Origin of the sequence: Nocardioides endophyticus, from assembly GCF_039543845.1 — a bacterium.
Lineage (GTDB): Bacteria > Actinomycetota > Actinomycetes > Propionibacteriales > Nocardioidaceae > Nocardioides > Nocardioides endophyticus.
The window spans coordinates 1-25,346 of sequence record NZ_BAABKN010000002.1 but is presented as its reverse complement, the minus strand read 5'-3'; the positions used below and the strand labels follow the sequence as shown (position 1 = coordinate 25,346).

At 71.0% G+C, this 25,346-nt stretch carries 24 protein-coding genes; 10 read left to right on the top strand and 14 right to left on the bottom strand.

Annotation, left to right across the window (positions count from 1 at the left end; genetic code table 11):
• Positions 1-10: 10 nt before the first annotated feature.
• The 3 genes from ABEA33_RS00340 to ABEA33_RS00330 all read left to right on the top strand — a co-directional run bounded on the left by ABEA33_RS00340 (position 11) and on the right by ABEA33_RS00330 (position 2,190).
• Positions 11-775 carry a DUF3109 family protein gene (locus tag ABEA33_RS00340; protein ID WP_345524503.1) on the top strand — a complete coding sequence of 255 codons (765 nt, stop codon included), beginning with the start codon at positions 11-13 and terminating at the stop codon, positions 773-775.
• Between the two features lie 75 nt (positions 776-850).
• A complete protein-coding gene (locus ABEA33_RS00335) occupies positions 851-1,489 on the top strand; it encodes a VOC family protein (RefSeq protein WP_345524502.1) in 639 nt (212 codons plus the stop codon).
• A gap of 113 nt (positions 1,490-1,602) precedes the next feature.
• A complete protein-coding gene (locus ABEA33_RS00330) occupies positions 1,603-2,190 on the top strand; it encodes a class I SAM-dependent methyltransferase (RefSeq protein ID WP_345524501.1) in 588 nt (195 codons plus the stop codon).
• Between the two features lie 190 nt (positions 2,191-2,380).
• On the opposite strand, the gene ABEA33_RS00325 is transcribed toward ABEA33_RS00330, so the two are convergent.
• Complete coding sequence (locus ABEA33_RS00325) at positions 2,381-3,460, bottom strand: LacI family DNA-binding transcriptional regulator (RefSeq protein ID WP_345524500.1); 1,080 nt, start codon at positions 3,458-3,460, stop codon at positions 2,381-2,383.
• 134 nt (positions 3,461-3,594) lie between these two features.
• Between ABEA33_RS00325 and radA the strand changes: the two genes are divergently transcribed.
• Positions 3,595-5,007, top strand: coding sequence for a DNA repair protein RadA (gene radA / locus ABEA33_RS00320; RefSeq protein ID WP_345524499.1), 1,413 nt, complete (start codon positions 3,595-3,597; stop codon positions 5,005-5,007).
• Between the two features lie 109 nt (positions 5,008-5,116).
• A complete protein-coding gene (disA, locus tag ABEA33_RS00315) occupies positions 5,117-6,199 on the top strand; it encodes a DNA integrity scanning diadenylate cyclase DisA (RefSeq protein WP_345524498.1) in 1,083 nt (360 codons plus the stop codon).
• 32 nt (positions 6,200-6,231) lie between these two features.
• Here the strand turns inward: disA and ABEA33_RS00310 are convergent, their stop codons facing one another.
• The gene (locus ABEA33_RS00310) at positions 6,232-7,173 is read right to left on the bottom strand and encodes an NADP-dependent oxidoreductase (RefSeq protein WP_345524496.1); all 942 of its coding nucleotides are present in this window, start codon (positions 7,171-7,173) and stop codon (positions 6,232-6,234) included.
• Between the two features lie 115 nt (positions 7,174-7,288).
• Between ABEA33_RS00310 and ABEA33_RS00305 the strand changes: the two genes are divergently transcribed.
• The gene (locus ABEA33_RS00305) at positions 7,289-7,795 is read left to right on the top strand and encodes a MarR family winged helix-turn-helix transcriptional regulator (protein WP_345524495.1); all 507 of its coding nucleotides are present in this window, start codon (positions 7,289-7,291) and stop codon (positions 7,793-7,795) included.
• Positions 7,796-7,806: 11 nt separating this feature from the next.
• Here the strand turns inward: ABEA33_RS00305 and ABEA33_RS00300 are convergent, their stop codons facing one another.
• Positions 7,807-8,649: a hypothetical protein gene (locus ABEA33_RS00300; RefSeq protein ID WP_345524494.1), complete on the bottom strand. Its 843-nt coding sequence runs from the start codon at positions 8,647-8,649 to the stop codon at positions 7,807-7,809.
• A gap of 64 nt (positions 8,650-8,713) precedes the next feature.
• Here ABEA33_RS00300 and ABEA33_RS00295 point away from each other — a divergent pair, with 64 nt between their 5' ends.
• Entirely contained in the window at positions 8,714-9,580 is an 867-nt protein-coding gene (locus ABEA33_RS00295) for an HhH-GPD family protein (RefSeq protein WP_345524493.1), read from the top strand.
• Between the two features lie 92 nt (positions 9,581-9,672).
• Here the strand turns inward: ABEA33_RS00295 and ABEA33_RS00290 are convergent, their stop codons facing one another.
• The gene (locus tag ABEA33_RS00290) at positions 9,673-12,249 is read right to left on the bottom strand and encodes an ATP-dependent Clp protease ATP-binding subunit (RefSeq protein ID WP_345524492.1); all 2,577 of its coding nucleotides are present in this window, start codon (positions 12,247-12,249) and stop codon (positions 9,673-9,675) included.
• A 261-nt stretch (positions 12,250-12,510) separates the two neighbouring features.
• Here ABEA33_RS00290 and ABEA33_RS00285 point away from each other — a divergent pair, with 261 nt between their 5' ends.
• On the top strand, positions 12,511-13,467 hold the full coding sequence (locus tag ABEA33_RS00285; protein WP_345524491.1) for a hypothetical protein: 957 nt from the start codon (positions 12,511-12,513) through the stop codon (positions 13,465-13,467).
• 32 nt (positions 13,468-13,499) lie between these two features.
• Here the strand turns inward: ABEA33_RS00285 and ABEA33_RS00280 are convergent, their stop codons facing one another.
• The 8 genes from ABEA33_RS00280 to ABEA33_RS00245 form a co-directional block, all read right to left on the bottom strand.
• Positions 13,500-13,826, bottom strand: a complete 327-nt coding sequence (locus ABEA33_RS00280; RefSeq protein ID WP_345524490.1) for a histone-like nucleoid-structuring protein Lsr2 — start codon at positions 13,824-13,826, stop codon at positions 13,500-13,502.
• Between the two features lie 147 nt (positions 13,827-13,973).
• Positions 13,974-14,762, bottom strand: a complete 789-nt coding sequence (locus ABEA33_RS00275; RefSeq protein ID WP_345524489.1) for a type III pantothenate kinase — start codon at positions 14,760-14,762, stop codon at positions 13,974-13,976.
• A gap of 3 nt (positions 14,763-14,765) precedes the next feature.
• The gene (gene nadC, locus ABEA33_RS00270) at positions 14,766-15,641 is read right to left on the bottom strand and encodes a carboxylating nicotinate-nucleotide diphosphorylase (protein ID WP_345524488.1); all 876 of its coding nucleotides are present in this window, start codon (positions 15,639-15,641) and stop codon (positions 14,766-14,768) included.
• The gene (locus ABEA33_RS00265; protein ID WP_345524487.1) at positions 15,638-17,299 is read right to left on the bottom strand and encodes an L-aspartate oxidase; all 1,662 of its coding nucleotides are present in this window, start codon (positions 17,297-17,299) and stop codon (positions 15,638-15,640) included. Before ABEA33_RS00265 ends, nadC begins: the two co-directional genes overlap by 4 nt.
• 9 nt (positions 17,300-17,308) lie before the next feature.
• Positions 17,309-17,728, bottom strand: a complete 420-nt coding sequence (gene panD / locus ABEA33_RS00260; RefSeq protein ID WP_345524486.1) for an aspartate 1-decarboxylase — start codon at positions 17,726-17,728, stop codon at positions 17,309-17,311.
• Positions 17,713-18,624, bottom strand: a complete 912-nt coding sequence (gene panC / locus ABEA33_RS00255) for a pantoate--beta-alanine ligase (RefSeq protein WP_345524485.1) — start codon at positions 18,622-18,624, stop codon at positions 17,713-17,715. Before panC ends, panD begins: the two co-directional genes overlap by 16 nt.
• The gene (locus ABEA33_RS00250) at positions 18,621-19,547 is read right to left on the bottom strand and encodes a Rossmann-like and DUF2520 domain-containing protein (protein ID WP_345524484.1); all 927 of its coding nucleotides are present in this window, start codon (positions 19,545-19,547) and stop codon (positions 18,621-18,623) included. The genes panC and ABEA33_RS00250 overlap by 4 nt, the downstream gene beginning before the upstream one ends.
• A 173-nt stretch (positions 19,548-19,720) precedes the next feature.
• Entirely contained in the window at positions 19,721-21,478 is a 1,758-nt protein-coding gene (locus tag ABEA33_RS00245) for a class I SAM-dependent methyltransferase (RefSeq protein WP_345524483.1), read from the bottom strand.
• Positions 21,479-21,613: 135 nt separating this feature from the next.
• Between ABEA33_RS00245 and ABEA33_RS00240 the strand changes: the two genes are divergently transcribed.
• Positions 21,614-22,240 (top strand): sulfotransferase family 2 domain-containing protein, encoded by a 627-nt coding sequence (locus ABEA33_RS00240; protein WP_345524482.1) that lies wholly within the window; start codon positions 21,614-21,616, stop codon positions 22,238-22,240.
• Here ABEA33_RS00240 and ABEA33_RS00235 read toward each other — a convergent pair.
• Together ABEA33_RS00235 and ABEA33_RS00230 are read right to left on the bottom strand one after the other, a co-directional pair.
• Positions 22,225-23,469, bottom strand: a complete 1,245-nt coding sequence (locus tag ABEA33_RS00235; RefSeq protein ID WP_345524481.1) for a hypothetical protein — start codon at positions 23,467-23,469, stop codon at positions 22,225-22,227. The two genes, ABEA33_RS00240 and ABEA33_RS00235, sit on opposite strands and share 16 nt — an antisense overlap.
• Positions 23,466-23,768 (bottom strand): hypothetical protein, encoded by a 303-nt coding sequence (locus ABEA33_RS00230; protein WP_345524480.1) that lies wholly within the window; start codon positions 23,766-23,768, stop codon positions 23,466-23,468. Before ABEA33_RS00230 ends, ABEA33_RS00235 begins: the two co-directional genes overlap by 4 nt.
• An 89-nt stretch (positions 23,769-23,857) precedes the next feature.
• On the opposite strand from ABEA33_RS00230, the gene ABEA33_RS00225 reads away from it, so the two are divergent.
• A complete protein-coding gene (locus ABEA33_RS00225) occupies positions 23,858-25,291 on the top strand; it encodes an SDR family NAD(P)-dependent oxidoreductase (RefSeq protein WP_345524478.1) in 1,434 nt (477 codons plus the stop codon).
• Positions 25,292-25,346 lie beyond the last annotated feature (55 nt).

The window sequence follows — 25,346 nt, the reverse complement described above, 5'->3', positions numbered from 1 at the left end:
GGTTGCGTCCGTGCCCGAAGTCGACCTGGTCTTTCCCCGCGCGTACGTCGAGTTCGTGAACCCGGCCGACGAGTCCGAGGTGATGCGCTGCGACCTGACCTGGCTGACCTCGAGCTACAAGTGCATCTTCGGGGAGGGCTGCTGCGGCATCTACGCCGATGCGCCCGACGTCGGCTGCTGCACCCTCGGCGCGCACTTCGCCGACAAGGCCGACGAGAAGCGGGTCTCGGCGTACGTCGAGATGCTCGACGACAAGCTCTGGCAGCAGAAGCCGAAGGGCCGCGCCGTCAAGAAGAAGGACTGGATCGAGGTCGACGAGGACGGCGAGCGCAAGACCCGCACCAGCGTCGTCGACGGCCAGCAGGCATGTGTGTTCCACAACCGCACCGACTTCGAGCTCGGCGCGGGCTGCGCCCTGCACGCACTGGCGTTCGTGCTCGAGAAGAACCCCGTCGAGACCAAGCCCGACGTCTGCTGGCAGCTGCCGATCCGCCGGACCTTCCGCAATGTCGAGCGCCAGGACGGGACGTCGTACACGGAGGTCTCGATCGGCGAGTACGACCGCCGCGGCTGGGGCCCTGGCGGGCACGACCTCGACTGGTACTGCTCCGGCAACACCGAGGCACACGTCGCGACCGAGGCCGTCTATGTCACCCACGAGGCCGAGCTCACCGCACTGATGGGCAAGGCGGCGTACGACGAGCTGGTGCGGCACTGCGACGCGCACGTCCGCTCGCGCTCGGCTCTGGCGCTGCACCCCGCTGACCCCCGCTGAGGTCCGAACCTCTCGACATCAAGAAACACCGACCCCGGTGTCCACGGCTGTCAAGAGGGCGCTCAGAATCTTCGTATGCGCTTGGATCATCTCTCTTTCGCCGCAGGACCAGATGGCCTCGCCAGCACCGCCCAGCGACTCGGGGGACTGCTCGGCAAGGACTTCGTCAACGGCGGCGTGCACCCACGCTTCGGCACCCGCAACATGATCCTGCCGCTCGCCGGTGACACCTACCTCGAGATCGTCGAGGTGCTGGACCACCCGGCATCCGACAAGGCTCCCTTCGGCCAGGCCGTCCGGGCCCGCTCCGCCCTCGGTGGCGGCTGGCTCGGCTGGGTCGTCGCCGTCAAGGACATCTCCGTCGTCGAGTCGCGGCTGGGCCGCGAGGCTGCCCTGGGCAGCCGGCACCGCCCGGACGGGGAGGCGCTCCGGTGGAAGCAGATCGGCGTCAACGGCCTGATCGCGGACCCGCAGCTGCCGTTCTTCATCGAGTGGGAGAGCTCCCCGGAGATGCACCCGAGCACCGGCGCCAGCGGGGACTTCTCCCTTGCCTGCTTGGAGATCGCCGGTGACCCGCTGCGCGTCAGCGAGTGGCTCGGCGAGTCCGTCGAGGCTCCGCTGGAGGACGTGAAGGTCGAGTGGGTCGCCCCCAACGGCACCCCTGGCATCCTCGCCGCGCAGTTCCAGACGCCCAACGGCCTCGTCCGACTCTGACTGCTCTGACTGTCTCCCCGGGGGCTCGGCCGAGCCCCAACATCTGGAACCACACCGCGACGTACGAGACCGAGAACCGCGCCGTCGACCCCGACGGTGCGATCGAGGCCGCGATGCGGTCGGTGGCGTCGTGGGACGGCCGCGTCGTGCTCGACATCGGGTGCGGCACCGGCTTCCACCTACCACGGTTCGCCGCGACCGCGTCGTCGGTCGTGGGGGTCGAGCCGCACGGCGACCTGGTCGCCCTGGCCCGTCGCCGTACCCGGCGGCTCCCCCACGTCTCGGTGCTCGCCGGCAGCGCGCAGGCGCTTCCGCAGCCCGACGCGTCGGTCGACGTCGTGCACGCCCGCTGGGCCTACTTCTTCGGGCCCGGCTGCGAGCCCGGCCTGGCGGAGCTGGACCGGGTCGTACGGCGCGGCGGCACGGCGTATGTGATCGACAACGACCCGACGCGGTCGACCTTCGGCTCGTGGTTCCGCCGCGGCTACCCGGACGTCGACCCGGTCGCGGTCGAGCGGTTCTGGTCGACGAGGGGCTGGACCCGGATCCCGGTCGACATGCGCTGGTCGTTCACCTCTCGCGCCGACCTGGAATCGGTGGTGCGCATCGAGTTCAACCCGGCCGTAGCGGACGCCGTACTGGCCGAGCACGAGGGCACCGAGGTCGACTACGCCGTCAACGTGTGGTGGCGGCAGTTCTGACCGGGCTCTGCAGCCTGACCGGACCCCGCAGGTCCGAGTAGTCGCGCAGCACCTCGAGCAGGTGGACCTTCACCGGCGACTGGTGGTCGGCTCGGTGCACAGCGGCCAGCTGCTGGGGTTGAGTCGTCGAGTGACGTGAAATGGCCCCTGGGACCTGGTCCGGGGGGCCATTTCGCGTCTCTCGACGGACCTACGACGACCCGCGTACGGCGAGGGTCGGTGTCAACATCACTCCGCTGCCACTGACGGGCGGGTGGGCCAGCAGAGCCTCGAGTGCGGAGACGACCTCGACGGCGACCTGCTCGAGCGGCTGCCGCACGGAGGTCAGGCCGGGCGGCACCACCTGCGCGACCTGGGAGTCGTCGAAGCCGACGACGGCGACGTGCTCGCCGGCGCGGAGGCCGCGGTCCCGGAGGGTGTGCAGCACGCCCATCGCCAGGGTGTCGGAGGCGCAGACGAACGCCGTCGGCTGGGCGCTGTCGAGCAGGTGCGCGCTGGCCTCGCGTCCCGAGACGACCGTGTCCTCCACCCGAGATGCGAGCCCGGTGGTCGGCAGGCCGCGGCCGTGCATCGCACGGCTCCAGCCGGAGCGGCGGTCCTCGCCGATCCGCGAGTCCTTGCGCCACCCGATCCACGCGATGCGGTGGTGCCCCTTGTCGAGCAGGTGCCGGGTGGCGAGCTCGGTGCCGGCGGCGCCGTCGACGTCGACCCACGAGTGCCGCGCCTGCCCCCCGTGCTGGAGAGTGTCCCAGGGTCGGCCGAACGCGACGAACGGCGCGCGCCGCTCTTGCAGCCAGGCGGCCTGGGGGTTGCCGAGGTAGGTGTCGGTGACGACGAAGGCGTCCACCGCGGTCGAGCGCAGCAGGTCGTCGTACCCCGCCACCGGGTCGGTGCGGCTCCCGGTCCCGGCGAAGAGCAGGACGTGGTAGCCGGCTTCGCGCGACGTCTCGACGAGCGAGTGCACGAACCGGTCCATCGTCGCGTTCGCGGTGCCCTCCTGCGCCGGCCCGATCCGCATGCCGATGAGGTGTGAGGCCCGGGTGCGCAGGTTGCGCGCGGCGCGGTTGGGCGAGTAGCCGAGGGCGTCGATCGACTCCTGCACGCGCACCAGCGTGTCCGGGCGGAGCAGGTCGGGGTTGTTGATCGCGTTGGAGACCGTCTGCCGGGAGACCCCGGCCCGCTCAGCGACGTCCGCGAGCGTGGGAGGGGTAGCAGACAGGGGCATCCGGGCATGAATCTGCCCGACGGCGTGCTCGTCGCTCCGGGTCACCCACACCTCCTCGACCTGCAGGGTGGCCGCTTGATCGATCCAATGACACCACACCCGACGGCTCCTTGACACGTATCCCGGACGAAGAGCGGTGTCGTGGGTCCGCTGTCGGCGCCGCCGCCTAGCGTGTGCCCATGCCCAAGATCGCCAAGCCCGCCTACCGCTGCTCCGAGTGCGGATGGGAGACCGGCAAGTGGGTCGGCCGGTGCGGCGAGTGCCAGGCCTGGGGCTCGGTGGCCGAGGCCGCCGTGGTCCAGACCGGGCGTACGACGGCGAGCCCCGTGACCACGCCGGCGGTCCCGATCGGTCAGGTGTCGGTGAAGGAGTCCGCGTTCCGCACCAGCGGCGTCCCCGAGCTCGACCGGGTCCTGGGCGGCGGCCTGGTCCCCGGTGCCGCGATCCTGCTCGCCGGCGAGCCCGGCGTCGGCAAGAGCACCCTGCTGCTCGAGGTCGCCGCGCAGACCGCGCGCTACCAGCGGCGCACCCTCTACGTGACCGGCGAGGAGTCCGCCTCGCAGGTGCGGCTGCGCGCCGACCGCACCGGCGGGGTCCACGACGAGCTCTTCCTCGCCGCGGAGACCGACCTCGGTGCGGTGCTCACCCACATCGAGCAGGTCCGCCCCACGCTGCTGGTCGTGGACTCGGTGCAGACGATCGGGGCGTCCGGCATCGAGGGCGTGCCGGGCGGTGTCACCCAGGTCAAGGAGGTCGCGGCCGCCCTGATCCGGGTCGCCAAGACCCGCAACATCACCACCGTCCTCGTCGGCCACGTCACCAAGGACGGCTCGATCGCCGGTCCGCGCGTGCTCGAGCACCTGGTCGACGTGGTGCTCAACTTCGAGGGCGACCGCAACTCGCGGTTCCGGATGGTCCGCGCGATGAAGAACCGGTTCGGGCCCATCGATGAGGTCGGCTGCTTCGACCTGGGCGCGGAGGGCATCACGGCCGTTACCGACCCCACCGGCCTGTTCGTCGAAAACCACCACAGCCAGGTGCCGGGCACCTGCGTGGCGGTCACCATGGAGGGGCGCCGGCCGATGCTCGCCGAGGTCCAGGCCCTGGTGACCCATAGCGCGGCCGAGCGCCCACGCCGTACGACGTCCGGACTCGACTCCTCCCGGGTCGCGATGGTCATGGCGGTGCTCCACCAGCACTGCCAGATCCGACTGCAGACGATGGACGTGTTCGCCTCCACGGTCGGCGGGGCGAAGGTCGTCGAGCCCGCCAGCGACCTCGCGGTCGCGGTCGCCCTCGCCTCGGCCAGTCGTGGCGTCGCCGCGCCTCGCGGGATGGTCGCGATGGGCGAGATCGGGCTCGCCGGTGAGCTGCGCCGGGTCCGCGACCTGCCGCAGCGGTTGGCCGAGGCGGCCCGGCTGGGCTTCCAGCTCGCGGTGGTGCCGACCGAACCGGGCCGCAAGGGGCCGCGCTCCCCCGAGTCGTGGACCGTCGACGGCATGCGGGTCGTGGACGTGCCCGACGTCCGCGGAGCCCTGCGCCTGATCGACCTCGCCGCGGAGACCCGTGGCGAGCGCCCCCGGCCCGCCTGAGTCCCGCGTCTGTGAGCGTTCTGTGACCTTCGAGACGTCGCTCACGCCCTAGACTGCCCGCGCGGGGTTCGACACGGATGCCCCCAGCCACACCCACGGGAGGACGTCGGTGGCCACCGACCGCTCAGACGAGCAGCTACGCCTGCGCGCGACACTCGCGACGATCGCGCCCGGGACCGCCCTGCGCGACGGCCTCGAGCGCATCCTCCGCGGCCGCACCGGCGCCCTGATCGTGCTGGGCCAGGACAAGGTCGTCGAGTCGATCGCGACCGGTGGGTTCATGCTCGACGTGCCGTTCACGGCCACCGGGCTGCGCGAGCTCGCGAAGATGGACGGCGCGATCATCGTCGACAAGGACGTCACCCGCATCCTGCGCGCGGCCGTGCACCTGATGCCCGACCACACCATCCCGTCCGAAGAGACCGGCACCCGGCACCGCACCGCCGACCGGGTCGCCCGGCAGACCGGCTTCCCGGTCATCTCGGTGTCGCAGTCGATGCAGATCATCGCGGCGTACGTCGGCGAGACCCGGCACGTCCTCGAGGACGTCGGCCAGATCCTCTCCCGCGCCAACCAGGCACTCGCGACCCTCGAGCGCTACAAGCTGCGTCTCGACGAGGTCTCCAGCACCCTCTCGGCCCTGGAGATCGAGGACCTGGTCACGGTGCGCGACGTCGCGGTCGTGGCGCAGCGGCTCGAGATGGTCACCCGCATCGCCCGCGAGATCGAGGACTACGTCCTGGAGCTCGGCACCGACGGCCGGCTGCTCTCCCTCCAGCTGGAGGAGCTCATCACCGGCGTCGACATCGAGCGTGAGCTGGTCATCCGTGACTACCTCCCAGTCGGCCGCCGCTCGCGTACGCCGGAGTCGGTGCTCGCCCGCCTCGAGTCGCTGTCCTCCACCGAGCTGGTCGACCCGGCAGCGGCCGCCCGTGCGCTCGGGCTGGGCACCGGCGAACACCTCGATGGGGCCGTCGCCCCCCGTGGCTACCGGTTGCTCGCCAAGGTGCCACGGCTCCCGAGCACCGTGGTGGACCGCCTGGTCGAGCACTTCGGCACCCTGCAGAAGCTGCTCTCCGCCGGCATCGACGACCTGCAGGCCGTGGACGGCGTCGGCGAGCTGCGGGCCCGCAGTGTGCGCGAGGGTCTCTCCCGGCTCGCGGAGTCCACGATCCTCGAGCGCTACGTGTAGCGGAGCTCCCCCGGCTCGGCGGCCGGCATGCCTCAGGCGCTCGGGACGACAACGACCTTGCCGGTGAGCGCACCCGCGTCCGCGCGCGCGTGGACCGATGCGAGGTCCTGCAGCGCCACCCGCTCGGCGACGTCGACGGCGAGCTCGCCGCGGTCGACGCGCGCCACGAGCTCGGAGAGCTGCTGCGCGTCGCTGCGGACGTAGAGGTCGATGCCCCGCACGCCGCGTGCCTCGTCGCTGGGGGCCGGCATCCACACGGTGGTGTTGACGACGACGCCGCCGTCGCCGACCAGGGTGGCCAGCGTCGCGAGCTGCTCGGGCGTGACGGGCGCGAGGTTGAGCAGGACGTCGACCGGCTCGGTCACCGCCGAGCCCACCTCGGTGGCGGTGTGGTCCACGACCTCGTCCGCGCCGAGGGCCCGGAGGTGCTCGCTGGCGCTCGGGCCGCCGGTGGCGATGACGTGGGCGCCAGCGGCGTTGGCCAGCTGGACGGCGTAGCCACCGACGGCGCCGCTGGCGCCGTTGACCAGGATCCGCTGCCCGGACCTGAGGTCGGCGTGCTCGAACAGTGCCTGCCAGGCCGTGAGGCCGACGATGGGAAGCGCGGCCGCGTCGGCGAGCGGGATCGAGGACGGCGCCGCCGTCAGGCTCTCGGCGGGAGCGATGACGTAGTCCGCGGAGGCGCCGTCGACGATGAACGGCAGGAAGCCGACGACCGGGCCGCCGACCGCGAGGGCGCTGACGCCATCCCCCAGCGCGTCCACGGTGCCCGCCACGTCCAGGCCGGGGACGTGCGGCAGCATCAGCGGCATCGGTCCTTGCATGTTGCCGGCGCGGATGTTGGCGTCGACGCCGTTGAACGTCGTCCCGGCGACCCGGACGCGCACCTGACCGGCGCCGGGCTCAGGGGTCTCGACGTCCTCGTAGCGCAGGACGTCTGCGTCGCCGTACTGGTGGAAACGAATGGCCTTCATGGCGGTATCTCTCTATCAGCGAGTAATGCTTCGAGTTCGAAGCACATAGCGACGCTAGCACTGCTTCACATTCGAAGCCACCCCTTCGAATGTGAAGCAGTTGTAGGGTGGTGTCATGTCGACCTCGCCGACCCCACCGTCCCCCCTCGACTCCGTGCAGCTCGGCGCGTACTTCGTTCTGATGGAGGTGGCCGGGCTGCTGCGGCACGCGGTCGAGCAGCAGCTGCGTGACGACGGAGACCTGAGCTACGTGCAGTTCCAGCTCCTCGCGCGCCTCGGTCTGGACTCCCCCACCGGCAGCGAGCGGATGACCGACCTGGCCGACGGCGTCGTCTACAGCCGCAGCGGCCTGACCTACCAGGCGGGCCTGCTCGAGAAGGCAGGGCTGGTCTCGCGCGCCCCGTCGGCAGACGACGAGCGGAGTGTCACCGTCACGATCACCGACGCCGGCAGGTCGCTGATCTCGCAGGTGCTTCCCGGGCACGTCGAGGTCCTGCGCCAGCAGCTGTTCTCGCCGCTGTCACGCACGGACACCCAGGTCCTGAGCGACCTGCTGGCTCCGGTGCGCGACCACATGCGGGCGGCACCACCCCGCTCGGCAGGCTCCCGCCGACGACGCTGACGGGCCGGCGTCTAGTCCACGGCGCCGGACGGCGAGTCGCTCGACTTCTTGCCCGGCTTCTTCGTCGACTTCTTGCCCGGCTTCTTGGTCGGGTCCTGCTTGGGCGTCGCCGTCACGGTGACGGTCGCGGCCGTCGGGGTCGTCAGCTCGAACTGCACGTCCGACGGCTCGCCGCCCAGGGCTGCGGCGGTCGCGTGGTACCAGCCCGGCGAGGCCCAGTCCGTGAGTGACGAGCACTCCTCGTCGGAGCGCTTGGCGTCCTTCCAGACGACGCCGACCTTGGTGGTCACGTCCTTGCGCACCACGACGTCCTGGCGCGGGATCGCCCGGCGGCACTCGCGGCTGCTCCAGACCGCGTCGTCGCCCGAGGTGATCCCGAGGGTCAACGTGTCCGGCGAGATCCGCCAAGTGCACGCAGGCGAGCTCATCGTGCGCAGCTGCAGCACGACCATCACGTCGCGCCCGCCGACGGCGTTCTCGACGGAGGGAGTGACCGCGATGTCGGAGCCGGTGCAGGTGCCTTCGGGCTGGGCGAGGACCGGCGCCTGGCTGGACTGCGTCTGAGTAGGCCCAGTCTGAGTGGGCCCAGTCTGAGTAGGCCCAGTGCCCTTGCCGGGCTTGCCCTTCTTCGTGGCGCTCGCCGACGGCGTCGACGACAGGTCCTCAGTCGCGGCCGACGAGGACGAGTCGGCACTCAGGCGGGCGGCACCGTCGCCACCGGACGAGGACGCATCGCTGCTGTCGCCGAGCATCCGGGCGATCGCGAACACCAGCAGCAGCGCGGTGCCGAGGACCATGATCCGGCGGGTCCAGTAGACCCGGGCCGGCAACGGTCCTTGGGTCAGGGCGGGCATGAACTCACGCTAGTCAGGGGGGAGGCCCCCGCGGTGGTGCCACTCCGGAGACAATGGGGACGAGATGAGCGAGCTCCACGAACCCATCCTGCGGTGGTACGACGACCACGCCCGCGAGCTGCCCTGGCGCGGGCCGGACGCCTCGGCGTGGTCGGTGATGGTCTCGGAGTTCATGCTCCAGCAGACCCCGGTCGCGCGGGTGCTCCCGGTCCACGAGATCTGGCTGCAGCGTTGGCCGACCCCGGCCGACCTGTCCGCCGAGACCACCGGCGAGGCGGTCCGGGCGTGGGGACGGCTCGGCTACCCCCGACGCGCTCTGCGGCTGCACGCGGCGGCGACCGTGATCGCCGAGCGGCACGACAACCAGGTGCCGGCGTCGTACGACGCCCTGCGGGCGCTGCCCGGGGTCGGTGACTACACCGCCGCCGCGATCGCCACGTTCGCCCACGGCCGGCGACACGTGGTGCTCGACACCAACGTGCGCCGGGTGTTCGCGCGGACCATCGAGGGAGCGGAGTTCCCCTCGACGGCGGTCACCAAGGCCGAGCGTGAGGTGGCGCTCGAGGTGCTGCCCGCCGACGTACCCACCGCGGCGACCTGGTCGGTCGCGGTCATGGAGCTCGGCGCCCTGGTGTGTACGGCGAGCAACCCCCGCTGCGGCGACTGTCCTGTCGCCGAGCTGTGCGCCTGGCGCGCCGCCGGCCACCCGGCGTACGACGGGCCGCCCCGCAAGGTGCAGACCTGGGCCGGGACGGACCGCCAGTGCCGGGGCCGGCTGCTGGCCGTGCTCCGCGACAGTGACGGGCCGGTGCACCGCTCCCGGCTCGACGCCGCGTGGTCACCGGAGGACCAGCGGATCCGCTGCCTCGCCAGCCTCATCGAGGACCGGCTCGTCGTCGCCGCCGGCCCGGAGACCTACGCGCTCCCTTGACGGGCCCGAAATCGCCGAGTCGGCGCAAAGTGACCCTGGTGGGGGTCACTCTGCGCCGACTCGTGGGTCAATCTGCGCCGACTCGGCACTGATCAGATCTCGCGCGGGACGTCCGTGCCGCTGTCGGAGTCGTCCGGGCCGTCGGTCGTAACCTCACCGAGCGAGGCCACCTCGGCGGTCTCGAACGGCGGCAGGTCCGGCAGCTCGCCCATCTTCTGGCCGGCGAAGGTGAAGGCCGCGGACGGCCCCTCTCCCTCGACGTCGACCAGCACGATCTGGCCGGGTCCGACCTCGCCGAAGAGCATCTTCTCGGACAGGACGTCCTCGATCTCGCGCTGGATCGTGCGACGCAGCGGCCGGGCACCCAGGACCGGGTCGAAGCCCCGCTCGGCGAGCAGGTTCTTCGCTGCCTGGGTCAGCTCGAGCTTCATGTCGCGGTCGCGCAGCCGGAGCTCGACGCCCGCGATCATGTTGTCGACCATGTGGACGATCTGCTCCTGCGTCAGCGGCGGGAACACGATGATCTCGTCGACACGGTTGAGGAACTCGGGGCGGAAGTGCTGCTTGAGCTGCTCCGACACCTTGCTCTTCATCCGGTCGTACGACCCCGCGTCGCTGCCCTGCTGGAAGCCCAGGTTGACGCCCTTCGAGATGTCGCTGGTGCCGAGGTTGGTCGTCATGATGATGACGGTGTTCTTGAAGTCGACCACCCGGCCCTGCGAGTCGGTCAGGCGACCTTCCTCGAGGATCTGCAGCAGGCTGTTGAAGATGTCCGGGTGGGCCTTCTCGACCTCGTCGAAGAGCACGACGGAGAACGGCTTGCGGCGCACCTTCTCGGTGAGCTGGCCACCCTCTTCGTAGCCGACGTAGCCCGGAGGCGAGCCGAAGAGCCGCGAGACGGTGTGCTTCTCGCCGAACTCCGACATGTCGAGCTGGATCAGGGAGTCCTCGTCGCCGAACAGGAACTCGGCGAGCGTCTTGGACAGCCAGGTCTTACCGACACCGGACGGGCCGGCGAAGATGAACGAGCCACCGGGACGCTTCGGGTCCTTCATGCCGGCGCGGGTACGCCGGATCGCGCGGGAGATGGCCTTGACGGCCTCGTCCTGCCCGATGACCCGCTTGTGCAGCTCGTCCTCCATGTTGAGCAGTCGGGTCGACTCCTCCTCGGAGAGCTTCACGATCGGGATGCCGGTGGCGACGGCGAGGACCTCGGCGATGAGCTCCTCGTCGACCTCGGCGACCTCGTCCATGTCGCCCGCGCGCCACTGCTTCTCGCGATCGGACTTCTTGAGGATCAGCTGCTTCTCCTCGTCGCGCAGACGGGCGGCGGCCTCGAAGTCCTGGCCGTCGATCGCGGCCTCCTTGCGCTGGCGCACCTCGCCGATCTTGTCGTCGTACTCGCGCAGGTCGGCGGGCGCCGTCATCCGACGGATCCGCAGCCGCGAGCCGGCCTCGTCGATCAGGTCGATGGCCTTGTCCGGCAGGAACCGGTCGGAGATGTAGCGGTCGGCGAGCGTCGCCGCGGAGACCAGCGCCTCGTCGGTGATCGTCACCCGGTGGTGCGCCTCGTAGCGGTCGCGCAGGCCCTTGAGCATCTCGATCGTGTGGGCGATCGACGGCTCCGCGACCTGGATCGGCTGGAAGCGGCGCTCGAGTGCGGCGTCCTTCTCGAGGTACTTGCGGTACTCGTCGAGCGTGGTCGCGCCGATCGTCTGCAGCTCGCCGCGGGCCAGCATCGGCTTGAGGATGCTGGCGGCGTCGATCGCGCCCTCGGCCGCGCCGGCGCCGACGAGGGTGTGGATCTCGTCGATGAACAGCACGATGTCGCCGCGGGTGCGGATCTCCTTGAGCACCTTCTTGAGGCGCTCCTCGAAGTCACCGCGGTAGCGCGAGCCGGCGACCAGGGCGCCCAGGTCGAGCGTGTAGATCTGCTTGTCCTTGAGCGTCTCCGGGACGTTGCCCTTGACGATGTCCTGGGCCAGGCCCTCGACGATCGTCGTCTTGCCGACACCGGGCTCACCGATCAGGACCGGGTTGTTCTTCGTACGCCGAGACAGGATCTGCATGACCCGCTCGATCTCCTGCTCGCGACCGATGACCGGGTCGAGCTTGCCCTCGCGTGCGTCCTGGGTGAGGTTGCGACCGAACTGGTCGAGCACCAGCGAGGACGACGGGGCGTCACTGGACGAGCCGCCGGGAGCGGCGCCCGCACCGGACGCCTCCTTGCCCTGGAATCCCGAGAGCAGCTGGATGACCTGCTGGCGGACCCGGTTGAGGTCGGCGCCGAGCTTCTGCAGGACCTGCGCGGCGACACCCTCGCCCTCGCGGATCAGGCCGAGCAGGATGTGCTCCGTGCCGATGTAGGAGTGGCCGAGCTGCAGCGCCTCGCGCAGAGACAGCTCGAGCACCTTCTTGGCACGCGGCGTGAACGGGATGTGCCCGCTCGGCGCCTGCTGCCCCTGGCCGATGATCTCCTCGACCTGGGCCCGCACGGCCTCCAGCGAGATGTCGAGGCTCTCGAGCGCCTTGGCGGCGACGCCCTCGCCCTCGTGGATCAGGCCGAGCAGGATGTGCTCCGTGCCGATGTAGTTGTGGGAGAGCATGCGGGCCTCTTCTTGGGCCAGCACGACAACTCGTCGGGCTCGGTCTGTGAACCGCTCGAACATGCGCATCGCTCCTGAAGCTTCGTGGGGCCCTCCCCCGCCTGAGCGGAGGGGAGGTACGAGAGAACCAACCCCGCTGACAGCCTACGCGTTCCCTCGCAGGGGCCAATGCAGTCCGCTGAGAGCGAACACGTCCATACCGGCCCGTCGAGGTGGTCCGCACTAGCCCGATTGGGTCAGGCGACGAAGCACGCGACGCCGCTACGTTGCGCAGACCGACGGGTCGCCCAGAAGCCCGTCCATCTCCCGGGCAGGGGCCACCACATGTTGAGACGCACCTCGCACCACCTCGCGCTGGTCATCGCAATGCTCGCACTCTTCATCGCGATGGGCGGACCCGCATGGGCAGCCGACAGGATCAACGGGGCGAACATCAAGAAGTCATCCGTCACCGGCAAGCAGATCAAGAACTCGTCGCTCGCCGGCACCGACGTCAAGAACGGCTCCCTCACCGGAGCCGACGTCAAGGACGCCTCCCTCGGCACCGCGGACCTCGCCCCGGGCTCCGTGACGACGGAGAGCTTCGCTGGGTCTGCGGTCGCGCCGGCTGCCAAGACGGCCCAGTCCGCCCAGTCCGCCCAGTCCGCCCAGACGGCCCAGACGGCCCAGACGGCCCAGTCCGCCCAATCCGCCCAGACGGCCCAGGCGCTGACCGGGCTGCTTCCCGGCGACTTCAGCGCTGCAGGCGGCACCGGCAGCACGGCCGCCGCCTTCAGCCTCGCTGCGGGCCGCCGGGCACAGGCGGTCCACGCCGGCTCGTTCGTGTGGGCCGACAGCACGAACGCGAACTTCACCTCGACCGCGGACAACCAGTTCGCCGTCCGCGCCGCCAACGGCATGCTCATCGCCAACGACGCCGGCAACGCGGCCACCGTGCCGGTCGGGACCCGTTTCCGCGACAACGCGGTCGTCGCCTGGGCACGGGTGACCGCCAACGGGACGCTGGACACCGACTTCAACGTCACCTCGGTGACCAAGCTCGGCCCCGGCCACTACCACGTCACCTTGAACACCTCGCTGCAGAGCGGGTTCAGCCTGATCCCCGTCGTGACCCCCGAGGTCGACGAGGCCGGCGGCAACGTGCCTCCGACGGGTGCGGCGAACGTGCGCCTGGCCGCCACCAACCAGTTCGCGTCAGGCTCCACCTTCGACGTCTATATCTACAACGGGAGCTTCACGTCGGTCGACAACGACTTCCAGTTCCTCGTCACCGGTCGCTAGGCCGAAACCACGAGTCGGCGATGCGGGCTGCGTCAGTTGGCGGCCTCGTACGCCGCCCGGATGTCCGCCGAGACCCGGCCGCGGTCGGGCACGTCGTACCCGTTGCTGCGCGCCCAGTCGCGGATCTCCCGCGCGCTGGGACCGCCGGCGCGGGCCGCCGCCTTGCGACCACGACGCGGAGCGGACCCGACCCTGCGGCCGTGCCCGACGTACGGCGCGAGGGCGTCTCGCAGCTTGGCGGCGTTCTTGTCGTTCAGGTCGATCTCGTACGACGAGCCGTCGAGTCCGAAGGTCACGGTCTCGGTGGCCTCGCTGCCGTCGAGGTCGTCTTCGAGGAAGATGTGGGTCTTCTGAGCCATGCGGATAACACCTCTAGAAAGAGTTGGTCGAAATCAGACAAACCGTTCGATGAGGTTATCGCACCGAATTCAGGAATCGAGCCAGCGACGTGCGGGAATGCTCTGAATGGAGGCCCGGAATCGATCAGGACACTATCTGCGCGGCGGTCAGGCCTCCGCCGCCGGGACGTTGCGCGAATAGACCAGCTCGAGACCGCGCAGCGTCAGCCACGGGTCGTGGTCGGTGAAGCATCGGCACTCGTTGAGCACCAGCGGGGCGAGATGGCCGGTCGCGATCACCGTGACATCGGCCGGGTCGGCGCCGAGCTCGGCGACCATCCGGTCGACGATCCCCTCGACCTGGCTGGCAACGCCGAAGACCATCCCGGACTGCAGCGCCTCGACGGTGTTCTTGGCGATCACCGACCTCGGCCGGGCAAGCTCGACCTTGCGCAGCTGGGCGCCACGCCGGCCGAGCGCCTCGAGCGAGATCTCGATGCCGGGAGCGATCGCGCCGCCGACGTACTGCCCCTTGCCGCTGACCACGTCGAACGTCGTGGCCGTGCCGCCGAAGTCGACGACGATCGCGGGGCCGCCGTACTCGTGGACCGCGGCCAGCGCGTTGATGATCCGGTCGGTGCCGACCTCGCGCGGGTTGTCCATCAGGATCGGGACGCCGGTGCGCACGCCCGGCTCGACGACGATCCGGGGCACGTCGGGGAGGTGGCGGAGCAGCATGTCGCGCCACTCGTGCAGCACCGCCGGCACGGTCGCGCAGACCGCGACGCCGTCGACTTCGTCGAGGGCCGACCCCAGGAGACCGCGCAGCAGCACCGCCCACTCGTCGGAGGTACGCCGCTCGTCGGTCGCCACCCGCCAGTCGGCCGTGACCTGACCGTCGGCGACCAGCCCCAGCACCGTGTGGCTGTTGCCGATGTCAGCAGCGAGGAGGGCCATCGGTCAGCCCTCGCTCAGATCGAGCCCGAGGTCGAAGACCTTGACCGAGTGGGTCAGCGCGCCGACCGAGATGAAGTCGACGCCGGTCTCGGCGACCTCGCGCGCCCGCTCGATGGTGAGCCCGCCGGAGGCCTCCAGCGTCGCGCGGCCGTCGGTGAGGCGTACGGCCTCCGCCATCGTCGCGCTGTCCATGTTGTCGAGCAGGATCTCGGTGCAGCCGGCGGCGAGCAGCTCGCGGAGCTGGTCGAGGTCGGTGACCTCGACCTCGACCCGGAGCTCGGGGTAGGCCGCGCGCACGGCCTCGTACGCCGGCACCACGCCACCGGCGGCGACCACGTGGTTGTCCTTGACCATCGCCCGGTCGCTGAGGCTGAACCGGTGGTTGACGCCGCCGCCGCAGCGCACGGCGTACTTCTGCAGGGCGCGGTAGGTCGGCAGCGTCTTGCGGGTGTCGAGCACGCGGGCGCGGGTGCCTGCGAGGGCGTCGACCCAGTGCGAGGTGGCGGTGGCCACGCCCGAGAGGTGGCTGGCGTAGTTGAGGGCGGTGCGCTCGGCGGTCAGCAGGCCGCGCGTCGGGCCGGACACCCGCATCACGACGTCGCCGGGCTCGACGCGAGCGCCGTCGGGCAGCCGATCGGTCACCGTCACGGTGTCACCCATGACCTCGTGGAAGACCAGCGCCGCGACGCCCAGACCGGCGACCACTCCGGACTCGCGGGCGGCGAAGACGCCGACTCCCTGCGCGTCGGCGGCGATCGTGGCGGTCGACGTGACGTCCCCGCCCGGCAGGTCCTCGGCGAGCGCCTCCGCGATCTGCGCACGGATCGCCTCGGGGTCGAGGTCCGCAGCGCGGAGCTCGTCGTCGTACGGCGTGTTCATTGGTCGCCGTCCGTCGCGGGTGCCGGCACGAACTCCGTCGTGCAGACGCCGTCGCTCATCACCACGTCGAAGTGGCCCGCGAAGTCGACATCGTCGCGCTCCGGGAAGTCCTCGCGCCAGTGCGACCCGCGGGTCTCCTCGCGCAGGGCGGCGGCGTCGGCGAGAGCACCGCTGATCGTGAGCAGGTTGGTGGTCTCCCACGACTCCTGGTCGATGGCGGCGGCCGGGACGCCGGCGAGCTTGTCGAGCAGACGGCCGGCGTCGGACAGGCCGTCGGCGCTGCGCAGCACCCCGACCTGGGAGGTCATGACCTCCTGCAGCTCACGGCGTACGGCGCCCGGCACCAGGTCGGGCGTGCGCGGATCGTCGACCGGCGGCAGGAGCGGGCGCAGCTCCGCAGGCAGCACCGTCGCGATCCGCCGGGAGAAGACGAGCCCCTCCAGCAGGGAGTTGGAGGCCAGCCGGTTGGCGCCGTGGACGCCCGAGCAGGCGACCTCGCCGGTGGCGTAGAGCCCGGGCACGTTGCTGCGGCCCCACAGGTCGGTGACCACGCCGCCGGACGCGTAGTGGCACGCCGGGGCGACCGGGATCAGGTCGGTCACCGGGTCGACGCCGTGACTGCGGCAGGTGGCGAGGATGGTCGGGAACCGGCGCTCCCAGAACGCGGCGCCCAGGTGCCGGGCATCGAGCCACATGTGCGGGTGGTCGCTGTCGAGCATCCGCCGCATGATCGCCTTGGCGACGACGTCGCGGGGCGCCAGGTCGGCGAGCTCGTGCACGCCCTGCATGAAGCGGTTGCCGTCGAAGTCGACGAGGAACGCGCCCTCGCCGCGCACCGCCTCCGAGATCAGCGGCTGCTGGCCGCGGGACTCGGCGCCGAGGTACATCACGGTCGGGTGGAACTGCACGAACTCCAGGTCGCGCAGCACGGCGCCGGCTCGCAGCGCGACGGCCATGCCGTCGCCGGTCGAGACGGCCGGGTTGGTGGTCTGCGAGAAGACCTGGCCGAGCCCGCCGCTGGCGAGCACGACCGCGCGGCACAGCACCGCGCCGACGCCGTCGCGCTGGCCCTCGCCCATCACGTGCAGCGTCAGCCCGGCGACGCCGCCGTCCTCCGCGAGCAGCAGGTCGACGGCGAGCGCGTGCTGGATGACCTCGATCTCCGGCGCCTGCTCGACGGCCGCGATCAGCGCCCTCTGGATCTCGGCGCCCGTGGCGTCGCCGCCCGCGTGCGCGATCCGGTCGCGGTGGTGACCGCCTTCGCGCGTCAGCGACAGCTCGCCGTCGGGGTCGTGGTCGAAGTTCGTGCCGAGGGCGATCAGCTCGCGTACGGCGTCCGGTCCCTCGGTCACCAGCACCTCGACCGCGGCCCGGTCACACGCACCGGCACCAGCGACCAGGGTGTCGACCTCGTGCTCGTGCGGGGTGTCCCCCGGGCCGAGCGCGGCGGCGATGCCGCCCTGCGCCCACTGCGTCGACCCGGCGGCCAGGACATCCTTGGTGACGACGAGGACCTTGCCCACCTCACCACGCAACCGCAGTGCGGCGGTCAGCCCGGCGATGCCGGAGCCGATGACGACGACGTCGGCGGTCGTCGTCCACCCGGGATCGGGGGCGAGGAGGCGCCCGGGGACTCGGCGTACTGAAGCGACGGGCATTGTCGAAATCTAACGCGCGGCGAGCTGGTCGCCGCGGACCAGCCCCGAGCCCTGCGGTGCCTCGGCCGGGTCGAAGCCCGTCGCGAGGATCTTGTTGCCGGCGTCGACGAACACCACGTGCGGCTGGAAGTCACGCGCCTCGGCGGTCTCCATCTGGCCATAGGCGATCAGGATGACCAGGTCGCCGGGGTGCACCAGCCGCGCCGCGGCGCCGTTGATGCCGATCACGCCGGAGCCGCGCTCGCCCGCGATCGTGTAGGTCTCGAGCCGGGCGCCGTTGGTGATGTCGACGATGTGCACGAGCTCGCCGGACAGCAGGTCGGCGGCGTCCAACAGGTCTTCGTCGACCGTCACCGAGCCGACATAGTGCAGGTCGGCCTGGGTCACGGTCGCGCGGTGAATCTTGCTCTTCATCATGGTCCGCAGCATGAGGACTCTCCTTCTCGCGACGCCACCTGTTCCCCGAGGACGAGCGGCATGTTGTCGATCAGACGCGTGGTGCCGACGCGGGCGGCGATCAGGATACGAGCCCCGCTCCCGGGGGGTACGACGTCGGGCAGGACGCCGAGGTCGGGATCGGTGATGACGAGGTAGTCGAGGTCGACCCCGTCGGCGGCACGGAGCTCGGCCCGCGCGGCGTCCAGCGCGACGTCCGCACCGTAGCGCTCGACGTCCTGCGCCGCGCGCAGGGTGCGGTTGAGTGCGGTCGCCTGCTGGCGCTGCTCGTCGTCGAGGTAGCGGTTGCGGCTGGACAGTGCGAGCCCGTCGTACTCCCGGACGGTCTCGGCGCCCACGACGTCGACGGCCATGTTGAGGTCGAGCACCATCCGGCGGATCAGAGCGAGCTGCTGGTAGTCCTTCTGGCCGAAGACCGCGACGTCGGGCCGGACCAGCCCGAAGAGCTTCGCGACCACGGTGAGCACTCCGCGGAAGTGGCCGGGCCGGGTCTTGCCCTCGAGTACCTTGCCCAGCGGCCCGGCCTTCAGCGACACCTGTGGGTCGCCGCCGGGGTAGACCTCCTCGACGCTGGGAGCGAAGACGATGTCGACGCCCTCACGCTCGCAGAGCTTGAGGTCGTCGTCGAGCATGCGCGGGTAGCGGTCGAGGTCCTCACCCGCGCCGAACTGCAGCGGGTTGACGAAGATCGAGACGACGACCGGGCCGTCGGCGACGCGCTCGCGAGCGGTGCGCATCAGGCTCGCGTGGCCGTCGTGGAGGGCGCCCATCGTCGGCACCAGCCCGATCGGCCGGCCGGCGGCACGGGCGTCGGCGAGCAGCGCTGCCAGCTCAGCTCGGGTCGAGGCGACGGCAGGGGTCGCGCTCATCGGCGACGCGCGTGCGGTCGCACCGCGGCGGCATCCCGCTCGGCCGCGTCGAGGACCCGCAGGATCGCGGCCGCACGGATCGGCAGCACCCGACCGTCGGTCACGGCGCGGTCGAGGGTGTTGCGGGCGAGGACGACGTACGACGTCAGCGTCTGCGGCGTCTTGGCGCGGATGTCGGCGAGGTGGGCGCGGACGGTGTTGACGTCGCCCCGCACGATCGGCCCGGTCAGCGCGGCGTCACCGTGCTCGAGTGCGTTGTCGAGGGCCGCGGTGAGCAGCGGCCGGAGCGTGCCGGCGGGGTCGTCGGCACCGGCCGCGGCCAGCATCTCCATGGCCTGGGTCACGAGGGTGACCAGATGGTTGGCGCCGTGCGCGAGACCGGCGTGGTAGAGCGTGCGCATCTCCTCCGGCACCCACATCGGGTTGCCGCCGAGGTCGGCGACGAGGGCCTCGGCGATCGGCCGCTCGGCATCACCGGCGGTGAGGCCGAAGACGCATCCGGAGAGACGGTCCAGGTCGATGGCGGTGCCGGTGAAGGTCATCGCGGGGTGCATCGCGACCACGCGGGCGCCGAGCTCGGCAGCCGGGCGCAGCACGTCGAGGCCGTGGCGGCCGGAGGTGTGCACGACGTACTGCCCGGGGCGGATGGCGCCGGCGTCGCTGAGCGTGGTGACGACGTTGCGCAGCATGTCGTCGGGGACGGTCAGCAGCAGCAGGTCGCAGGCGCGGGCGACCGCTGTCGGCTTCAGGGTGGGCACACCCGGGAGCAGATCGGCGATGCGCGCACGGGAGGCGTCGGACTCGCCTGCGGCGGCCACGATCTCGTGGCCGGCGGAGCGCAGGGCAGCAGCCAGGACGGCGCCGACGCGACCCGCGCCGACGACCCCCACCCGCAACCCGGTCTCCCGGGAGTGGAGCGTCATGTCGAACCTTTCGTTCCGGTCCCTCCGACCACTCGCTCCCAGACCACGGGATCGAGCCGGGTGGGGTACCGGACTAGCGATGCTGACGCTGTGAGCGTACGCCGCGTGTCACCTGCCTGAAACAAGACCGCCACGTGGGGTGGATCACACAGTGCCTACCAGTTTGCCCCGGTTCAGCGCCGGGCGACCACCCGCATCAGCACCGGGTCCTCTTCGCCGTACGGCGAGAGCCCGCTGCGCTCCTCCTGGTGCTCGATCGTCCAGCCGCGGCGCTGCAGGTCGGCGACGAGCTCGGGCCCGTTCTGGAACCGGCGGTAGTGCTTGGGGTGGACCTTGCTCGTGTCGGCGTCCCGGTCGGTGCGGAACTCCGCTGCGAGCTGGTCGCCCGGACGCGCGTGCGCGTCGATCGCGTCCAGCAGTGCGACCTGGACCCGCTCGCGGATCGCGTGGAGGAAGAACCGCAGGTAGAAGAGCGTCGGCGCACCGGCTGAGTCGCGTACGGCGTCCAGGGCGGCCCCGAGGTCCTCGACCCTGGAGACGTCACAGGTGCGGAACTCGACCCGGTCCAGGCCGAGGTCCGCGGCCCGTCGCCGCGCGTGCTCGATGCCGACCGGCGACTGGTCCAGGCCCAGCACCCGAGAGCCAGTGGCGCCGAACGCGCACGAGTCACGCCCGTCTCCGCAGCCGATGTCGACGACCGTGCCGGGCGTGCCCGGTCGGTCGCTGACGAACTCGAAGAACGTCGAGCCGGTGGTGTACTCGGTGCGAGCGTAGAAGTCCGCCCAGTAGACCTTCGAGCGCTGCTCCACGGAGAGCCGGCCGTCGACCGCGGCCGACGTCCGGTCGAGGTCCCAGTTGAAGCCGGGCTTCGACAGGCGCCAGTCCGCGCCGTACAGGTGCTCGAGCAGTCCCTCCGGGCTGCGGGGTGCGAGCGCCGTACCGCCAGGCAGGGCGACCTCCTCGGTGCCGGCCCACTGGGACTCGTGGAAGTCGGTGGAGCCGGCCGCCCCGAACGGGAGGCGCAGCAGCCCCGCCTCGTCGAAGAAGGTGTGGAAGAGGTCGATCCGGTGCTCGGGATTGTCGCGATCCTGGATGTGCAGGCAGGCCGGGAGCGCCTCGATCCGAAGTCCGTCCTCGACCAGTGCCAGGGCGATCTGGATCAGCTCATCGGCGGCCTCCGGGCCGGTCCGCGAGCGCGAGACGTACGCCGCATCGAAGTCGACGTCGTGGCCGATGTAGCCGCCGTCTCGGACCGCGCCGAGCAACGTCCCGTAGATGACGAACGCGTCGTACCCGCCGTGTGCCTGGAGCACCCCGCGGACCCGCTGGTAGAGCGCCAGCACCGACTGCTGCCACGCGGTGTCGAGGCGCTTTGAGAGCTGCAGGCGACCCCACTGGCCCAGGACGTAGCCGCTCTCCAGCTTGGCGCGCAGGTCGGCCGGGGTGTGTGCGCCCGTGGTGCGGGGCTTGAGGAACATGCCGTGCTGGTTGATCGGCAGCGGCTGGTCCCCCACGACCACGCGCACCACCGTGCCCGGTCCGCAGTAGTCCCAGATGTCGCGCAGCCTGAAGGAGAAGGTCCGGATCTCCTGGCGACTGTTGCGGCGGTCGCCCTTGGGCCCAGGGAGCATCGGGTCGCGGCTCCCGGCTTCCGGCTCCGGCCGACGGCGCTTGGACCCGCCCGGCCCGCCGGTGGACCCACGCATCGCACCGCCCGGCGTGGCGTACGTCGAGCACACCCCGACCGGCCCGACCTTCAGCGTCACGCGCGTCGGCGGCGCGTCAGCCGGCACCGAGACCCACCCCGTCAGCAGAGTCTGGGAGAAGTGCTCGACGATCCCCGTCGTCGACGCGGCATCGGTGCGAGACGCTCCGGGGCGGAGTCGACCGGCGATCCCACGCAACCTGCGCAACCTGCGCACCAGGGTCATCCGATCCGCCTTCTCGCCGACCGGCCGGCCACCGGCCCGGCCATGATCCGTGACTCTAGGCGTTCCCACGCCCAGTAGGCTTCGCGACGTGGTCCGTACCTGGGCCCGGGGTGCAAGCAAGAGGAGTGCGTTGACGTGCCGGTGTTGGTCAAGGACGGCCGGGCCGTCCTGTTCGTCCACATCCCGAAGACCGGCGGCACCACGATCGAGCGGATGATGACGGCCGTCGGCTGGGAGATGCACTTCCGCGAGGCCAAGAAGGTGCGCCCCCAGGTGTTCGAGCTCTTCCGGTGCTCGCCCCAGCACTACCACGCGGAGCTGCTCACCGAGCTGTTCGACGTGAGCCGGTTCGACCTCGTCGCGGGGATCGTCCGAGACCCGCTCGCGCGGTTCCGCTCGGAGTTCTCGATGCGCTACCGGCGGCTCGACTCCACCGACGAGGAGCAGGTGACCGCGTGGGCCGACCGGGTCCTGGCCAGGTACGCCGGCAACCCCTACGCCCTGGACAACCACCTGCGACCGCAGACCGAGTTCCTGCTGCCCGGCATGGAGATCTACCGGCTCGAGGACGGTCTGGGGACGATGGTCGCCGACCTCAACGCACGGTTCGACCTGGGCCTCGACCACGAGGTCCCGCGGAAGCTGACCAGCCACGACAAAGGGATCCCGAGTTCCAAGGTCCCGATCACGCCCGAGGTCCGGGCACGCGTCCACGAGTTCTACGAGGCCGACTACCGCATCCTGGGCTACACCCGGCGCTGACTCCGGACGCGCCGGCGGACCCTCCCGGCAGCGGCCCGCAGCAGCGCCCACCGGCTCGTCTCCGAGACCGGTCGAGCGTCCGGTCCGACCCGCGTACGACGTATCTTGTGCGCTCGCACCGCGGTCTCGAGCGGTCCCGCGCGACGGTTGGCGGGCGCCTCTCGCGCGGGCGTCTCTGCGATGACCTTCGCGAGGCCGGCGGCGAAGCGAGCGACCACGTCGTCCGGGACCTCGACGACGGCAGGGTTGTCGCCCACCGACCGCGGCTCGGCGGAGGCGAGCAGGGTGAGGTCTCCGTTGACGCGGACCCCGGTCCGCGCGATGTTCGCGGCCATCTCGGCACCGATCTCGTTCGCCCGCTGGACCGCCCAGGCCGGCGTACGGATCGGTGGCTCACCCGGTGCCGGAGTGCGCGTCATCAGGTGGCGGACGGCGCCGAACCGCACGTAGCGCGTGTAGTCGGCCGTGGACCAGCCCCGATCCGTCCAACCCGCGTTGAACGCGCGCAGCATCGTCACCTCGGGAAGGGTGAGTGAGCGGTTGGCGGACGCCTCGCGCGGCTGCAGGAGGCCCACCGGGAGACCGGTGAGCTGCTCGAACGAGGTGAGGATGTCGCGCGGGCGGGCGTCGTCGACCACGACGACCACCAGCCGCTCCGGACCGATGGCCTCGGCCCACTTCTCGACCAGCCGGTCGTGTCGGTGCCGGCGCCAGAAGGACGGCGACACGTCGTGCTGGTCGGGGTGGTTGAGCACCAGGTCGAGCCAGCCCTCGTAGTCGGGGTTGCCGACGTACTTCACCAGCGGCTGGTTCTGCATGTACTGCTGCCACTGCGAGGCCAAGATGCGAGTGACCGGCCGGAGCGTGATCACGACCCGGGTCTCCTCAGACCCGAGTGCCTGCACGATCCCGGCCACGCGCGACTGCGGAGCGTCGGAGAAGAACTCGCTGCTGACCACCGTCATCCGGGCCGTCGACTCGCGCACCTCGGCGGCCAGCTCGGCCCAGCGCTCGTCGCCAGCACCCTGCTGGCCAGTGGCGAGCTGGTTGCCGGCGGCCGCCATCGCGGCGCTCATCGGATGGGCCAGTCCGCCCGCCCAGAGCACGCCGTGCTCCGCCAGCAGCTCCCGGGTGTCCCAGAACGCTTGCTGGACGCTCGTGGTCCCGGTCTTGTGGGGCCCGATGTGCAGCAGCCGCGTGCCGTCGGGCAGCGCCTCGAGCTCGCTCACGACCGCGACCCCGTCGTACGACGAGGACGCAGGGCGGCGGCAAGGAGCTGCCGAGCGGAGAGCTGACCGACGGTCGGGCCCGTGGCCGGGGGTGTCCCTGCGACGATCTGGTGCGCGCCCTCGACGACCGCCAGGGCGATCCGGGCACGTGTCTCCGGCTCAGTGTCGGCGGCCACCAGCGCCTGTGCCTCCAGCCGATCGACCAGCTCGGCGTCTGCCGTGTCCAGACGAGCGAACTCGGCCCGGATCACCTCTCGGAGATCACGGCCACCGTCGAGCTCGGAGTCGATGGTCCCCATGCCGACGACCCTAGACGACACCCCGCCGAGGCGGCTCGTTCGCATCGCCTGTGGGAAACTACGCCGGTTGCAATCCAGGAGGAGGACACGTGTCGGGACCGCTCAAGAACGTAGCCGTGCTGCTCGCAGGGGGCGTCGGCGTACGGGTCGGCCTCGGCGTGCCCAAGCAGCTGATCAAGATCGCCGGGCACTCGATCATGGAGCACACCCTCGCGATTCTCGACCGGCACCCCGACGTGGACGAGATCGTCGTGATGATGGCCCCCGGGCACCTCGACGCGGTGCACGCCATGGTCCGCGACGGCGGCTACACGAAGGTCACCGCGATCCTCGAGGGCGCCGGCACCCGCAACGACACCACGCTGGCGGCGCTGGACTCGCTGGGCGAGGAGGACTGCAAGGTCCTGCTGCACGACGCCGTGCGCCCACTCGTGAGCGCACGGATCATCAGTGACTGCTTCACCGCGCTGGACACCCACGACGCCGTCGACGTCGCGATCCCGTCGGCCGACACCATCATCGAGGTCGGCCCCGACAACACGATTCGCGACATCCCGCCGCGATCGTCCCTCCGCCGCGGCCAGACCCCGCAGGCCTTCAAGCTCTCCACGATCCGGGAGGCCTACCGGCACGCCGGCGCGGACCCGAACTTCGAGGCGACCGACGACTGCACCGTCGTGCTGCGCTACCTGCCCGACGTCCCGATCTGGGTCGTGCCCGGCGACGAGCGCAACATGAAGGTCACCGAGCCGATCGACATCTACCTCGCGGACAAGCTCTTCCAGCTGACCGGCAACGACGCTCCGGCGATGCGCAGCGACGAGGCCATGCGCGCCGCGCTCGACGGCAAGACGATGGTGGTCTTCGGCGGCAGCTACGGCATCGGCGCCGACATCGCCGAGCTCGCCGCGTCGTACGGCGCGAACGTGGCGTCGTACAGCCGGTCGACGACCCAGACCCACGTCCAGCGGCGCGAGGACATCTCCGCCGCCGCGCGGGACGCCGTCGAGCGATTCGGCTCCGTCGACTACGTGGTCAACACCGCCGGCGTGCTGCCGCGCGGGACCCTGGTGGAGGCGTCCGACGAGACGATCTACTCGGCCACGGACATCAACTACATCGCGCCGATCCTGATCGCGCAGGAGTTCCACCCGCTGCTGCGGGAGAGCAAGGGCAGCCTGCTGCTCTTCACCTCGAGCTCCTACACCCGCGGCCGCAGCGGCTACAGCCTCTACTCCTCGGCGAAGGCCGCGACGGTCAACCTGACGCAGGCGCTCGCCGACGAGTGGGCAGGTGACCGGGTCCGGGTGAACTGCATCAACCCGGAGCGCACCGGCACCCCGATGCGCACGAAGGCCTTCGGCGAGGAGCCGGCGGGCTCCCTGCTCGAGTCGACGGCCGTCGCGAAGGCGTCCCTCGAGACGTTGATCTCGACCGGCACTGGGCACGTGATCGACCTGCGTCGCCTCGACCCGCTCGAGTCGCTCCGGCTGGCCGATCCGGCCGCCGAGCTCGACGTCTAGTGTCCTGCACGGAAAATGCGGTTCGTTAGTCGTAGGCTGGGGGTATGGCTCGCTC